This window comes from Caballeronia arationis (genome assembly GCF_001544975.2).
Classification (GTDB): domain Bacteria; phylum Pseudomonadota; class Gammaproteobacteria; order Burkholderiales; family Burkholderiaceae; genus Caballeronia; species Caballeronia arationis.
In genome coordinates this window covers 1-14,550 of record NZ_FCOG02000142.1, presented here as the reverse complement: position 1 = coordinate 14,550, position 14,550 = coordinate 1, and the positions used below count along the sequence as shown (strand labels likewise).

Sequence of the window (14,550 nt, the reverse complement as noted above, 5' to 3'; positions counted from 1 at the left end):
CTGGGCTTTATGTCACCCCATGAAGCCCGTCACGCAGCCACCATGAAAGAGGCCGCCTGAGTTGCAAACCCGTGTCCAGACAATCCGAGCCGGTACATGGACTATTCAGGGAAATCGTTCGATGAACTCCGAAAGCCTTATACGCGGACGCATCCGGACGACGTGGACATCCCGGCACAAGCATTTTACCGAGCGAAAGAAACAGGAGAAGCCCAGGAGTACCAGTGTCGCTACAGATCGGCGGCCGGGACTTACGAGTGGTTTGCAGCAGTGCTTCACACACAGCGCGACCGGTACAACAAAGTCTTTCGCGTGTATGGCATGCACTGGAACATCAACAAACAAAAGAATGACGCAGAACAACTCCGCCAGCGAAACGATACACTTCAATGCATCAGCAATCTCCTTCCCTGCCATGCGTGGACCGTACTGCCTGATGGCTCAATCGAATACATCAGTCGAGGTCTGTGCGAATACACAGGAACAAAGGAAGCACAAAACCACGACTTTTTCGGAACCGTAATCCACCAGGATGACCAGCCGGCAAACGACCGGTATTGGAACGCACTCCGGTCCGGAGACGACCCGGGAGAACTGGAGTATCGGCTCAGGAGGTCCGACGGAGCCTACCGGTGGTTTCTCTGCCGCGTCAAAGCTATAAAGGATGACGGTGGACGGCTGCTGCGATGGGTCGGTGTGAGCTTAGACATACACGACCGGAAGACTGCAGAATCCCTTCTGCGGACCGACGAGGAAACCTGGCGGAAAATCGTGGATAGCGTGCCCGCATGCGTATGTGTTGGTGGACCCACCGGCGAGCTTATCTACGTGAACAGAGTCGGCGGCGCGTCGCTTGGAAGACCGATGGAGGAACTGCTTGGTGACCGATGGATGGCTCACATTCACCCCGACGACGTACAGGTCGCACAGCAGAAATGGAAAGCGTGCATTGCCGCACGCAAACCAATCGACATTGCAGTGAGGATGCTTCGGCACGACGGTGAATACCGCTGGCAGCGTCTCCTGGCCGAGCCATCGCATTGCCAGAACGGGGACGTCATTCATTGGTACCTCATTGGGATAGAAATCGAAGAGACCATCAGGGCTCAACAGGCATTGGCGGCAAGCGAGAGAGAAGCCCGGGAACTCCTCGACCGGTTACCGGGCCGCTTCGCGACCCGGACAGAACACGACTTCGATTTCATCAACCGGCAGATTCTCGAGGAGACGGGAACGACGCTTGAGGGCATGCAGAATCTTGGCTTCTTGCAGTTCATTCACCCCGATGACCGCGACAGGGTAAAGGAAGGTTACTTGCGCTCTGTTCAGGAGAAGAGCGCCTACGATACGAACTACCGATGGGCAGATCGCGACGGTGAATATCGATGGCGGCACTCGCGCTCCGTTCCCTATTTTAACGATGACGGAAGTGTCTACAAATGGTATGCCGTGAACATGGACATCGATGACCTTTGCAAGTCCAAGGAGGTCATCCGTGAACGTGAAGTTCAACTGAACTGGTTGGCGGAAACGGTTCCCAGCCTGCTCTGGCGTACGGACTCCCATGGCCGCCTCGAATATGTGAACAAGCGCACCGAAGACTACACCGGACTACGGCTCGACGATCTGGCAGCGAACGGCTGGCTTCACCTGGTCCACCCGGATGATTCTGCGTCAACAATTGCAGCCTGGCACAATTCCCTCGATAGCGGACGACCCTATGACTGGGTCTACCGGCTGCGCGCGGCGGACAGCACGTACCGATGGTTTCAATGCAAGGGCGCCCCCATGCGCGATGCCAATGGTCATATCGTGAACTGGTATGGTCTTTCGACGGATATCCACGAGCGGGAGTTAGCCCAGGAGGCCCTTCGAACGGAAGAGCTCAATTTGCGAAGGCTCGTAGACGCATTGCCCGCGATGATCTGGAGAGCCACGCCGCAAGGGGACGTCGACGGATGGAATCGGCAAATGCTGACCTTCATGGGAAAGGGCAGCGAAGAATTCGACAAGGAAATGCTGCTCAAGCTCATTCCGGAGGCTGACCGTCTACGAGTCAGGTCGCGCTGGCGGCGCTCGGTCGAGGAAGGTGCAGCCTATCAGGATACGTACCAGGTCATGTGCGCCGACGGGAAACTGCGCTGGTATCTCGTTCGCGGAGAACCGTTTCGCGACGGAAGCGGGCAGATTCCGCACTGGTACGGCGTATGCACGGACATCGACGATCTCAAGCAAACGGCAGCGACACTCGAACAGCGTGAGCACCAGCTACGCGCGCTGATCGACACCATCCCGGCCATGCTCTGGTGCAATGATCCTCAGGGACGCCTCACTTACATCAATCGGAAAACCTCCGAATTTCTTGGCCTGGATGTTTCGCAGCTCATCAACCTTGGGTATCTGTATCCCATGCACCCTGACGACCTGGGAAGCCTGGATCGAGCCTGGACACATTCGATCAAGACTGGCGAACCGCACTCCCACGTCGCCCGTATTCAGCGGAAAGACGGCGTTTATCGATGGTGTCAGCACACGGCTGAGGCAATGAAAGACTCCGACGGCAAAATTGTCCAATGGTACGGCCTCAGTCTCGATATCGACGAACCGAAGCGCGCAGAGGACCGGCTCAGGCAGACCCAGGCTGAACTCGCCCGGGCAACCCAGATTGCTACGGTCGCAGAACTTTCGGCGTCCATCGCCCACGAACTGAATCAACCCCTCACTTCCGTTATTGCCAACGCGCAGGCCTGCAAACGGTGGCTCGCAGCGTATCCGCCCAATTTGAACGAAGCCAGGGCTTCCGTGGAAAGCGTGGTTCGAGATGCCCGGTCCGCTGACGAAACGATGCAAAGCATCCGCGCGCTGTTCAAGCGGCAATCAGTCCAGAAGCGGATACGGAACGTGAACGACATGGTCCTCGAATCCGTACGGCTGCTACGGGAAGACGAGACAAGGCGTCTCGCTGACATCGAATTCGATTTTCCTGAGGGCCTGCCTTCGGTGTTCGTCGACCAGATACAGATTCAGCAGGTCCTCCTTAACCTCATCACAAACGGGATAGAGGCCACAGAAAACTCGGGGCGCGCACCAAAGATTCTCATTACTGCCCGCACGCTTGACGACCGGTCCGTGCTGCTCCAGGTTGTCGATAACGGTTCGGGCATCGCCGATCGCGACACCATATTCGACGCATTCGTTACAACCAAAAGCAAGGGCATGGGCATCGGACTTGCGGTGTCCCGCTCCATTATTGAAGCGCATGACGGTCGTGTTACTGCCTCCAACAATGACGGCTTTGGAGCAACCTTCAGCGTCGTCCTGCCCGTGTTACCTGTCCAGATCTCTCAAGAGGGGGCGAGCGTCAAGTAGTACAGCCGGGGCGACTTTTGGCGGTCGCCCCTCTCTGAACGGATCGTTTCAATCCGCTGGTACTCAATTAGCAGCCGCTTGCTGGAATCGCATCTCGTTCGATTGGCGACCATTGCCACAGCCATACTCTTGCGGTCAAAAAGAGGCAACCGCCGGCTACTGCTGCGGCAGCACGTAGGCCATCACATAATCGCCTAGCTTCGTGCCGAACGACCCGTGCCCGCCCGCCGCGATCACGACGTACTGACGCCCGTCGATCGAATAGCTCATCGGCGTGGCCTGGCCGCCTGCAGGCAGGCGCGCCTGCCAGAGCTCTTTCCCGTTGTTCACGTCGAACGCGCGCAAGTAATTGTCCGCCGTCGCGCCGATGAACACGACGCCGCCCGCCGTGACGATCGGGCCGCCCAGCATCGGCATGCCCATCTTGAACGGCAGCGGAAGCGGCGAGCTATCGCGCACGGTGCCAATCCGCTTCTTCCAGACGATCTCGTTCGTCTTGAGATCGATCGCGGAAATGTAGCCCCATGCCGGTTGCTTGCACGGCAAACCCAGCGGCGAAAGGAACGGATTCAGCGTCACGCCGTAGGGCACGCCGTATTGCGGCTGGATGCCCGCCTCCGTGCCGCTGCCCTTCGCGCCCGGCTCCGGCTCCATCGGATTACCCGGTCCGCGCGGAATCAGACGCGAGACGAACGGCAGCGCGATCGGATTGGCGACGGCGACCTGGCGGTCGGTATCGACGGCGATGCCGCCCCACTCGAACATGCCCAGATTGCCCGGGAACACGAGCGTGCCTTGCAGCGACGGCGGCGTGAACGTGCCTTCGTAGCGCAGCCTGTGGAACATCACGCGGCAAACGAGCTGGTCGTACATCGTGGCGCCCCACATGTCGGCGTCGGTCAGCTTCTTCGACGGACGGAACGTGAGTTCCGAGAACGGCTGCGTCGGCGCAACGTGGTCGCCGGGCGCGGCGCCCTGCGGCACGGGCGTCTCGGGCGCCGGCACGACGGGCTCGCCGGTGCGGCGGTCGAGCACGAACAGGTTGCCGGTCTTGGCCGGCGCGTACACGACCGGCACGCTCTGCCCGTCCTTGCCGGAGATGTCGGCGAGCGTGGGCTGCGACGGCTGGTCCATGTCCCACAGGTCGTGGTGCGCAGTCTGGTAGAACCAGGCTAGCTTGCCGGTCGAGGCGTGGAGCGCGAGCAGCCCGCTGGCGTAACGCTCCTGCTCCGGCGTACGGTTGCCGCCCCAGATATCGGGCGTCGTCACACCCATCGGCAGATAGACGATGTCGAGCTTCGCGTCATAGGCGGCGGGCGCCCACGAGTTGGGCGAACTCCACGTGTAATGCTCGCCCGGCCCCGGAATGTGATTCGGTTCCTTCCCGCCCGGATCGAACGCCCAGAGCAATTCGCTCGTGCGCACGTCGAAGCCGCGTATGACACCCGACGGCTCGCGGCTCGTGAAGTTGTCCTCGACAGCGCCCGCCACGATGATGACCTTGCTAGTGATGATCGACGGCGAGGTAGGCTCGTACATGCCCGGCGTCGTCACCGGCTGGGCGTGTTGAAGGTCGAGGTCGCCGTTGTTACCGAAGCCGGCGCAACGCTGGCCCGTCAGCGCGTCGAGCGCGTAGAGGTGGCCATCGTTGACCGGCAGGTAGATGCGGCGCATACAGGCGGCCATGGCAGCGGAGCCCGACGCTTTCGCGGCTGACGCTGCGGCGGCATCGCTTGCGGGCGCCGCAGCACTCGCAGAAAGATCGACATACGACACGCCACGGCAGGTCACGTGCTGGAACGACGGATCGGGCCGCAGTGCCGGATCGAACTTCCACTTGAGCGTGCCCGTCTTCGCGTCGAGCGCGAACAGGATCTGGTGCGGAGAGCACAGGTAAAGCAGGTCGCCGATCTTGATCGGCGTGACTTCGCTGGTGATCTCGACAGGATCGTTGGGTCCCTTCATGTCGCCAGTCCGGAAGGTCCATGCCAGCTGGAGATTCTTCACGTTTTCAGGCGTGATCTGCTGCAGGGGCGAGTAGCGCGTGCCTTCCTGAGTGCGCCCGTAGGCAGGCCAGTCGGCGGCGTCGGGATGCGTGATGGCGCCGCTCGCGGACGCGGCAGCGCTCAGCGTGCCGTTGACCTGCTGCGGATCATTGAGGCTCGCGTACACGAGCACGCCCGCCCATGCCACGAGCGCGATGACGAGCGACGCGACGCCGAGCCTGCGCTCGCCCACCAGCCGCCAGCTCATGAGCAGCAGCAACCACACGCCGAAGATGACGAGCACGCCGGAGCGCGGCGCGAGGGCCCAGAAGTCCGGGCCCGACTCAAGCAGAGCCCAGATTGCCGTGCCGATGAGGACGAGCGCATAGAGCACGAGCGCGGCCGGACTGCGCCGCCAGAGCAGCCACGCCACGACCGACAGCGCGACGCCCGTGATGACGTAGTAAGCCGAGCCGCCGATCGCGAGCAGCCACGCGCCGCCGACCAGCAGATAGAGCGCGGTCAGCACCGTAAAAAGCAGTGTGAGGATGCCGATCACGCCTGGCGACTTCGATAGACTGGTCATGTTGATATCAATCCTCTTGAATGGATGCCACCGGTGTCAGAACGTGTGCATCATGCCCACATACACACCGGTCTGCGATTCACCAGCCAGCGGGCTCGTCGGCGAGGACGAATCGCGCGGCGTCGCGAACACCGAGAACGTGCCGCTCTTGTTGTTGTTCACGTAGGACGCGGTCGCGTAGATGAAGGTGCGCGGGTCGAGGTTGTAAGTGGTTCCGAGCGCGTACAGGAAAGCGTGGCTGGCAGGGTCGTGCGAAGCATCTCCCGCGCCTTCGCCCACATGGATATAGAAGCCCGCCGCTGTCACGGCCCAGCGTGGCGTGGCCTGATACGTGGCGCCCAGCCAGTAATGGTCGGCGGTGTTGGCGATGCCTGCGGGCGAATCAGGTGCTGCGTAGTGCGTGTAGGCCGCCTGAATCTTGAACTTCTGCACGCGAACATTTGCACCAGCGAAGTACTCGCGCGAGGCCGTGAAGATGTTGGAGAAGCGACCGCTCGAATCGCGCAGCTCGTCATAGATGCCGCGCACGTCGAAGAGTGGCGAATGGTAGGTCAGCATGATGCCGTCCGAACGGCCGAATTCGCCGGGCGCTCCGTTGTTGAATCCGCTCGCCTGATTGCCGAAAGCATACTGGCCCTGAACGTCGAAGCCATGGAAGACGGGGCTGTGGTACTCGACGTTGTTGTTCGTCTGTTGCCAGTTGCGTCCGCGCACGAGCGAAGCCGACGACACGGCCTGCTGCACGAACGGATCGAATTCCCAGACGCCGTCGCTGTCGATAAAGAGATTGCGCCCGGCCTGGAGTTGCCCCCAAGTCTCGTCCTTGAGGCCGACATAAGCGCGCCGTGAGAAGAGCCTGCCGCCGCCTGTTGTGCCGTTCATGATCTGCAGCGCGGTTTCGAGGTCGAACAGCGCGGACATGCCGCCGCCGAGGTCTTCGGTGCCCTTGAAGCCCAGCATGCTGGTGCCCCAGTCGCCGCCTTCGGCGCTCCAGCGTGTCGAACTTCCGCCCGTGCCGTTGGCTATGTGATTCAGATACTCGATACCGCCATCGACACGGCCATAGAGCGTCACGCTCGTTTGCGCCGAAGCAACCGCGCTGGCCGACATCAGGACGATACCGCTTAGTTGACGTTTCACATTAGGTTCCAGGTTGCGACTGCTTTCGTTATGCTTACCGCCCGGGACACTGCCGTGTTGCGCTTACGCGCCCGGTATTCTGGCGCCTTGATCGAGCTTACACAAGAGCAGGATATAGCGTTGCGCTCGGCCTTGACATCGCATGTTTATGTAATCCCGCGCACAGCTGGCAGAGATTTTCACGACCCGTTGTTGCTGAATCTCTGCCGAGGCTTGACCAGGATTTCAGTCATGCAAGTCCCGCCTGCCAACTGGTCATGCGGGGATATGGAAGCGCCGGCGACCTCTCACCGGCCAACCGCTTGCCGGCGTCCGGCAACTACGCCATGGACTCCATTCCAGCTTTATGTAGTAGCGGGGCCTCGTCCTGCTCCCTATCATCAAGCCAGGTAGAACTCTCCAGTTCCCCCCGGCCCGGTCGTTCAATGCCTCATGTCGCCAAGCCGTCCAGACACTTTGACTCGATCGTTCTCGACGGCTACTTGCGATGACGAGGTGCTATCGATCTTCTCGATTGTTTGAAGGAGCAGCCATCATGCAGGAAGCAGTCGAAACCATCGACGCTTGGTCTCACACCATGAGCCTTCTCGGCCTTGATGAGCTCATTGAGATGCCTTGCCCCGTTCGCGCGGAGTATCACGCGGGTTCTTACCAGCAGTGTGCGATCAGAGTGTTGGAACGCCACGCCCTGAAGACTGCCACCGTGGCATGGAGCGACGCGACCGCCTGCTGCTACGGTGAGCAGCGCTGGCGGCGCTGTGTCGCGCGCAAGAGCGGCATCTGCGCACTGAGCGGGCAGACCATCGCCGCGGGCGATACCGTGTATCGGCCTCGCCTTGTGAGGCCGGTTCCCCGAAATAGCGAGGCCATGATTCTGGCTTACGTGATGGAAGCGGCCCCGCTCACGGACGTTGTCTAGCTGACCGCGATAGCACGCACAAGTGGCGAAGCGATCGGTTCGACGCCCGAACGGTTTCGCGTGGTTTCCTTTTCGACGACGTCGCAACGTCGTGCTCCAGCTAGTGGACTTTTGCTCACTCCGCGCAACCACGTGAAAATGCGTTGGCCTCGGCTTATTCAAAGGCATCGACACGGCGCGCCTGGATCAGGACAAAATTGAACTGCTGAAATCGGAATTACCGGACGCTCTCGAGCGCGACGAAAAGCCCTTTGAGAATGCCGTCAATCCGTGGAGGCGACAGCGCCTCCGCGCGCCTTACATATCCCCGGCATTTGCAGATTTTGCATCAATCGGCTAGCCTTGCTCAGGTTCACCCGCCGACCGGAAGCGCCTCGTGAAAGACATCTTTTCGCTCAAGCTCTATACCCGCGTCGCACGCCTGGGCAGCTTTTCTGCAGCAGCGCGGGAGTGCGGCCTGTCGCAATCGCAAGTGTCGCGGATCATTGCCGATCTCGAGAGCGAGTTGGGCGTACGTCTCTTGTCACGTACCACGCGCGCGGTCGTTCCGACCGAAGCGGGCGCAGAATTCCTCTCACGCATCGACCCGATCCTGATCGCGCTCGACGAAGCCGAGCACAGCGTGCGCGAAACGGGCGAACTGCGTGGCATGTTGCGCATGAGCATGCCAAGCAGCGTTGCAATCCGCGAAATCATTCCGCGCCTGAGCGGATTCGTCGAACGGCATCCCGGTCTGCGCCTTCAATTCCTGCTCGGCGACCGCCCGCAAGATCTCGTGAAGGATGCGGTCGATGTCGCCATCCGACTTGGCCGGCTGGCCGATTCCAGCGCCACCGCGACGCTGATGACGCAGATCGAACGCGTGATCGTCGCTTCGCCTGACTATCTCCTTCGGCACGGCGAGCCGGCCACGCCGGAAGAGCTGACACAGCATCGGATTGTCGGCGGCCCGGCATCGGTCGTGCCGAGCGGGTGGAAATTCCGACGCGCGGATCTGGAGGTCGCCGTCGACCTCGAAGCACATTTTTCGACGAACGAAAACGAAGGCGCGGTCGCCGCGGCGGCGGCCGGCTTCGGCATTACTTCGACAAGCGAGTGGGCATGCCGCCGTGAGCTGACCGACGGTTCACTCGTGCGCCTGCTGCCCGACTGGAAAGCCGCCGACATTCCCGTGCACGCCTATTTCCCGATGGGCCGCGCGACCCGCGCCGCCGGCCGCGCCGTCATCGAACATCTCACCGCAGACTTTCGTCGCGAGCAATTCTCCGCGTCCTGATGGACTTCCCGCCGACTTTTTGAACGCACCGTGGCGCCGGAATCTATGCATCTGATACATAAGAGATAGCAGGAAGCACCCACTACCGCCGGGTTCGCGTCGGTTCTATCTTTCGTCTCATGCAGCGCATGGGCGACGGACCCTTGAAGCTGCTCCGCCGATCCCACGCCAGACTGCGCCCCTCAACATTCAAACGAGACTCACATGAGCACAACCACACCCGAACAGAACAAGGCACTCGTGCTGGAAGCATTCGACACGCTCTTCAACAAGCGCGATTACGCCACCGCAGAACGCTTCTGGTCCAACCGCTACATCCAGCACAGCGCCCACATCGCGCCGGGCCGCGATGGCCTGTTCGACCTGATACGCACGCTGCCCGACACGCTTCGCTACGAAAACCATTTGATCGTCGCCGAAGGGGACTACGTGATTGCGCACGGCCGCTTCTCCGGCAACGGCCGGCCAGCCGCGTGGATTGCAGCCGATGTGGTCCGTTTCGAAGACGGCAAGCTTGCCGAGCACTGGGACGTGTTGCAGGACGAAGCGACGCGGGAGCAGTCCGTCAGCGGCCTCCCGATGTTCGGCAACCGGTTTCCCGACTGACTGAAGCACTTGTCCACAACGCAAGTTCACACACTTCTCCAGGGGAAACCATCATGAAACTCACCGGCAACACGATCTTCATCACGGGCGGCGGTTCAGGCATTGGACGCGGCCTGGCCGAAGCATTTCATCGGCGTGGCAACAAGGTCATCATCAGCGGCCGCCGTCGCAATCATCTCGACGATGTGATCGCGGCGAATCCGGGCATGGCATCGATTGAACTCGACATCACCGATCCGAGCAGCATCGCGCGCGCCGCGGCGCAGCTCATCTCGGACTATCCCGATCTGAATGTGCTGATCAACAACGCGGGCATCATGCAACCGGATGACTCCGCGGGGCACGTTGACGACGCGCTGATGGTGTCCACCATCGAAACCAATCTGATGGGTCCGGTGCGCATGACTGCCGCGCTGATCGACCACCTGAAGTCGAAGCAGGACGCAACCGTGGCGTATACGAGCTCAGTGCTGGCGTTCGTGCCACTGGCCTTTACTGCAGTGTATTCATCGACGAAAGCCGCATTGCACTCGTATGTGCTGTCGCAGCGCTTCATGCTTCGCGACACGTCGGTGCGCGTGCTCGAGATCGCGCCACCCTGGGTTCGTACCGATCTGATGAACAGCCGCGAAGCCGAACAGGCCATGCAACTCGATGCGTTCATCGAACAGATGTTCGACGTGCTCGCGACCAATGAGGAAGAGATTCTCGTCGACGTGGCGAAGCCCATGCGCGCAAATCCAGGCCCGGACGAACATGCGTTTGTCGGCAGCTTCAATGCGCAGATGATGGAGGTGTTCGCGGGCTGATTGGCGGCCGCTTGAATCCAACATTCTTGTTCGTTTCCAAGGCACTCATCATGCGACCTTCCAAGACCATCATTGCCCTTTCGAATCCCCACCCCCTTCTCGGCAACACCGACGTGTTCAAGACCTTCAATTACGCTCCCGCGGTTGCGGCAGGTGGGCTGCTGTTCGTCGCCGGCCAGATCGGGATTCGGGCTGACGGTACCGTTCCCGCAAGCGTCGAAGAACAGATCGATCTCGTGTTTCAGCGGCTTGGCGCGATCCTGCAAGCAGCCGGGCTGGGCTTCGATGATCTCGTCGAACTCGTCAGCTATCACGTAGATGTTGAAAAGCAGCTTGCGGCGTTTCGGGAAATCAAGGACCGCTACATCAAGGAGGACGCTCCTGCATGGACTATTCTCGGGGTGGCGGCATTGGCCAGGCCAACCCTCTTCGTCGAGATTAAGGCCGTTGCTGCGATACGGAGCATTTGAGTGAGCGAGAAGAGTGCACTAGTCGTTGATACAGCCGCAACTCCCGAGATGGCGTCGGAGCTCATTGCCCGCGATTCGCGGCATATCGCCGGCCTGCCGGGCGGCTGCTTGCTCAGACTGAGCAGACGCCCGAATGTCCGGGCGCGGATACGGACGATCGACGCTTCTTGGCGTCGACGGCCGATCGGAAAAGCACCCCGCGCGGCTCATTGCTGGCAACAACTTCGTTTCGCGGCCACCAGTCCCTTATCCGCCTGCAACGCGTACTGCGGGTTTTTACCAGTAAAGAAATTTGAGTCGCTGCCGTAATCCCAGACTACGTACTAACGGTGAAACGGTTCCGCGGAAGAGCTAACGTTTGCGCGAGGATTGTGGCGGCCGGTTTGAATACGACTCTCAACTAGCCGTACCACCTGCGGGCAGCACTTTGTGGAAGCGGGCGCGGGTACTTGAGCCGCTCGCAGCCTTGGCGGTGATGGAAAAGGTCCCTAAGGTACTTCGAACGAGGTGTCGAGTTAGTAAGTCAGGCAGCTGATGTGACATTCAGGGGTTTCGGCGGATCGATAAAGGAGACGAACGTGAATATGGTGAAAACCGAAATAGGGCAACTGGAGAAGGCGCTGAACGTTTTGGTTAGCCGCCCGCGGCTTATCCGTCGCGATTATTGGACATCGCAGATCGAGTGCCTATTGGGACGCTCGGGCCTGTCGGCTCAAGACCGACAACGCTTATCCACCCTGCTGGACTTGCTCGGGCGCACCGCCGCGGAATGCGGTGTCTCAGCGCAGAACTGCCAGCCGGTGGGAAGTCTTTGAGATATGCGCCGCTATGCACAACGCAGCTTTCGTTGTCTCGCAGTTGCGGCGCGTGTATCGATCACGCTGAACTCGGCCGCACACCTGTCTCAAGGGCCTCAAGCCGCGTCCACGTGCTCCACGAATCGCTACGCGATGACCCGCATGCAGCTCATCCATACATTGGCCGCGTGGCGTCCGGATCTGTCCGACTCCCGTGATGTGCCTTTCGCATTCAGGGTTCCAATGGCGGACGGCCGCCGCCGGTCAGCAATTGCATGTCCCTGATTTCGATACGGCCGTAGCGCAGGGTGATCGCACCCAGCTTCGCCAACGCCTGCAGTTCCTTGTTGAGCGTCGGGCGGCTGATGCCGAGCATCATGGCGAGGTTGTCCTGTGAAGTGGTAACGCTGCTGCGTCCACTGCGAGACTGCGTGACATCGCCATGCGCCAGCAGCACCAGACGGCGCCTCACTCGCTCGCGCGTGCTTTGCAGCGCCGAGTCGGCCAACAACCCATACGCCAGCCGCAAGCGCACCGCCACCAGTCTGGCAATGGCTTGTGCGAAAGCGTTGTGACTCATGAGCACGTTGAACGTATCGGCACTGACGCTCAGCAGTTCTGTGTCTTCCAGTGCCGCCGCCGTATGCGCGCGAGGAAACGGATCTAGTAGCGCCACCTCGCCGAACCAGTTTCCCGGCTCGACGACGGCGATAATCGCTTCGTTGCCATCCTGATGATGAATGGACAACTTGATCAAGCCCTTGGTGACACCGAAGAACGCCCCGAACGGCTCGTCAATCGAATCCCCTTGGTGGTAAAGAAACTCACCCTGACCCAGTTTCCTGGGCCTGGCCGCGCACATGAGCGCCTCGGCCACGGCGTCGGGCAGGCTTCCGAACCAGGGGTTTTCAGCGAAGACTTGCATGATGGGAACGCATCGGCAATAGCCCTAGATTGATAAGAAATGAACATTCTGACCGCCACCGGTCCAGCACCATGGCGTCTCTATCACTTGCGCAAGCAAATCGCCATGGTCACAAAATCTCTTCATTCCGCTCTAACCTGCATCGATCGGGCCACCCGAGAAGACCGGTGCATGCCTTGACGCGAGCTCATCACACGCATCGAGTTCCTCGGGACGCAACCGCGCTCTGAGCAATTGCGCACCGCCTGCACGACGGCGTCGTGAACCCTGCGTGACTGCGCCCACAGTGTCCTTGTCAAGAATCCCGCTTCGCGCCGCCCGTGTCAAGCACGGCCAGTGCGTGACACGGGCGGCTTACACACGCGGCGACGTCCGCCGATCCCCTGATGGAAACATGCCCGTCCGCATGAAGTACGAACATTTCAAAAATGCATGGTTTGGAGAGCGAATGAAAACGAAAATGCACCTCGCAACAGCGCTCCTCGTAACGACGAATCTTGCACATTCCCAATCGAACGTAACCTTGTCCGGCACCGTCGGCGGCGGCGTTCGATGGATGAGCGGAACGAATGGCGGTTCCACCGTGGCGTATGACAACAGTATTGTCGCCAACAATAACTTCGGATTCAGCGGCACCGAGGATCTCGGGGCCGGCATCAAGGCAATCTTCCAGTTGCAGTCGCCGTTCTTCAGTTCCAACGGGATGTTCAGCAAGGTGGTGGCCGGCACTCCGGTCATGTTCGCCAACGCGGCATGGGTCGGCATCGACGCGACCTATGGACGCTTGACGTTCGGCCGCCAGTTCAATGCGTTCGAGGATACCGCGCTGACTCTCGATCCTAGCAACGGCAGAGGCCCCCAGCGTGTACAACGTGCCGCTTGTGCTCATCGATACGAGTCCGTTTTCCGGATTCGACTCCCGTTTCAACAACACGGTCAAATACAGGAACAAATTGCGCGGCCTGACTCTCGACGCAAGTGGCCGGAAACACGCGTGCCGGATCGAACTATGCCACCAGCGCGCTGTATCAATTCGGGACGCTGCTGGGCGGCGTTTCCTATCAGAGATCGTACAGCGCAACCGCGACTCAGTGGGCGCAGAACTTTCAGGCAGGAGGCGCCTGGCAAGTTGGACCCGTACGCATCTACGCCAACTATACGACGCTCACCGTGACCGGCATGGCAGGGGCGCCCGAGCGGCGCGACAAGGTCCCCGACGGCGGAATCGTGTATCAGGTCACACCAACGTTCCAGTTGACCGCCGCGTTTTACGACGACATCGCAAGTAATCTGGGCAACCGCCCCAATGCGAACGGACACAAGGTGACCTATTACGCCATCGCCGAATACTATCTGTCCAAGCGTACCGAACTCTATGCACAAGTCGACCGCAATGGCCTTTCGGGGGCGTACATGACCGATCCGGCGAACATCGCGGCGCTCGGAATGGCGCGCGGCGGAAACGGCGTCACGGGCGCATCCATAGGCGTGATGACGCAGTTCTGATACAGCGCGATCGAGGCCGCCGCGGCCGCCGCGGCGCGCTTGCTCCTTCGCCATTCAGCTTTTTTTGCTTGCTTCCTTTTACTTGCTCGAGAGTGCCGAGTTCTTGCGCCTTTCTCACGGTCTCATCTTGGCGTTCGTGAGCGCCGATCCAGTTCTCGGTAA

General features: G+C 60.5%; 11 protein-coding genes and 2 pseudogenes. 10 read left to right on the top strand and 3 right to left on the bottom strand.

The genetic code is table 11. From position 1 onward, the window contains the following. Nucleotides 1-96 precede the first annotated feature (96 nt). Nucleotides 97-3,369, top strand: a complete 3,273-nt coding sequence (locus AWB81_RS35585; protein ID WP_062642409.1) for a PAS domain-containing protein — start codon at nt 97-99, stop codon at nt 3,367-3,369. Between the two features lie 156 nt (nt 3,370-3,525). Here the strand turns inward: AWB81_RS35585 and AWB81_RS35580 are convergent, their stop codons facing one another. Both AWB81_RS35580 and AWB81_RS35575 read right to left on the bottom strand, forming a co-directional pair. Next, complete coding sequence (locus tag AWB81_RS35580) at nt 3,526-5,940, bottom strand: glucose/quinate/shikimate family membrane-bound PQQ-dependent dehydrogenase (RefSeq protein WP_062642407.1); 2,415 nt, start codon at nt 5,938-5,940, stop codon at nt 3,526-3,528. 36 nt (nt 5,941-5,976) lie between these two features. Beyond that, on the bottom strand, nt 5,977-7,050 hold the full coding sequence (locus tag AWB81_RS35575; protein WP_062642411.1) for a porin: 1,074 nt from the start codon (nt 7,048-7,050) through the stop codon (nt 5,977-5,979). A gap of 565 nt (nt 7,051-7,615) precedes the next feature. Between AWB81_RS35575 and AWB81_RS35570 the strand changes: the two genes are divergently transcribed. From AWB81_RS35570 to AWB81_RS48950, 7 genes and pseudogenes are all read left to right on the top strand, one after another. Further along, the gene (locus AWB81_RS35570; protein ID WP_062642405.1) at nt 7,616-7,999 is read left to right on the top strand and encodes a DUF3331 domain-containing protein; all 384 of its coding nucleotides are present in this window, start codon (nt 7,616-7,618) and stop codon (nt 7,997-7,999) included. A 376-nt stretch (nt 8,000-8,375) separates the two neighbouring features. After that, nucleotides 8,376-9,275 carry a LysR family transcriptional regulator gene (locus AWB81_RS35565; protein ID WP_062642403.1) on the top strand — a complete coding sequence of 300 codons (900 nt, stop codon included), beginning with the start codon at nt 8,376-8,378 and terminating at the stop codon, nt 9,273-9,275. A gap of 204 nt (nt 9,276-9,479) precedes the next feature. Then, entirely contained in the window at nt 9,480-9,881 is a 402-nt protein-coding gene (locus tag AWB81_RS35560; RefSeq protein WP_062642401.1) for a nuclear transport factor 2 family protein, read from the top strand. A gap of 53 nt (nt 9,882-9,934) precedes the next feature. Continuing rightward, nucleotides 9,935-10,690, top strand: coding sequence for an SDR family oxidoreductase (locus AWB81_RS35555; protein WP_062642399.1), 756 nt, complete (start codon nt 9,935-9,937; stop codon nt 10,688-10,690). Nucleotides 10,691-10,701: 11 nt separating this feature from the next. Continuing rightward, entirely contained in the window at nt 10,702-11,160 is a 459-nt protein-coding gene (locus AWB81_RS35550; RefSeq protein WP_235026077.1) for a RidA family protein, read from the top strand. A 584-nt stretch (nt 11,161-11,744) separates the two neighbouring features. Continuing rightward, entirely contained in the window at nt 11,745-11,975 is a 231-nt protein-coding gene (locus AWB81_RS35545) for a hypothetical protein (RefSeq protein WP_062642393.1), read from the top strand. Between the two features lie 135 nt (nt 11,976-12,110). Beyond that, a pseudogene (locus AWB81_RS48950) lies at nt 12,111-12,221 on the top strand (IS110 family transposase); the annotation flags it as partial. Here AWB81_RS48950 and AWB81_RS35540 read toward each other — a convergent pair. Beyond that, a complete protein-coding gene (locus AWB81_RS35540) occupies nt 12,190-12,882 on the bottom strand; it encodes a Crp/Fnr family transcriptional regulator (protein ID WP_062642390.1) in 693 nt (230 codons plus the stop codon). The pseudogene AWB81_RS48950 and the gene AWB81_RS35540 overlap by 32 nt on opposite strands. Before the next feature lie 394 nt (nt 12,883-13,276). On the opposite strand from AWB81_RS35540, the pseudogene AWB81_RS48945 reads away from it, so the two are divergent. Both AWB81_RS48945 and AWB81_RS45155 read left to right on the top strand, forming a co-directional pair. Further along, a pseudogene (locus AWB81_RS48945) lies at nt 13,277-13,660 on the top strand (porin); the annotation flags it as partial. A 200-nt stretch (nt 13,661-13,860) separates the two neighbouring features. Then, nucleotides 13,861-14,388, top strand: coding sequence for a porin (locus AWB81_RS45155; RefSeq protein ID WP_101635743.1), 528 nt, complete (start codon nt 13,861-13,863; stop codon nt 14,386-14,388). Nucleotides 14,389-14,550 lie beyond the last annotated feature (162 nt).